This window comes from Gilliamella sp. Pra-s52 (assembly GCF_009795805.1).
Taxonomy (GTDB): domain Bacteria; phylum Pseudomonadota; class Gammaproteobacteria; order Enterobacterales; family Orbaceae; genus Gilliamella.
Genome location: NZ_WTEY01000063.1, coordinates 1 through 250, shown reverse-complemented (window position 1 = coordinate 250; position 250 = coordinate 1). Strand labels below are relative to the sequence as shown.

General features: G+C 37.2%; 1 protein-coding gene. It reads left to right on the top strand.

Going from position 1 to position 250, the window contains the following annotated elements:
- On the top strand, positions 1 to 215 hold a 215-nt coding region (locus GQ594_RS11960; RefSeq protein ID WP_237398529.1), incomplete at its 5' end, for a hypothetical protein.
- Between the last annotated feature and the right edge of the window lie 35 nt (positions 216 to 250).

The window sequence follows — 250 nt, the reverse complement described above, 5'->3', positions numbered from 1 at the left end:
TTACTGAACGGTTTAAATTCTTTAATAATATTTACCAACTTTACCTTAGAGATGGTATTGGATCAATGTATAGTTGGCAACGACCGACTTGGTCAATTGTATTAAGCCAAGCACAAGATATTGCACAAGCCCAACTTTGGCGTAAATATGCCATTACTATGGGGCAGCTACCATTTGAAAATTACTGGCCAGGTTATCCTCCACTTGAAGAATAAGGGCACCTAAGTGCCATTTTTCTTTTAATGTTATG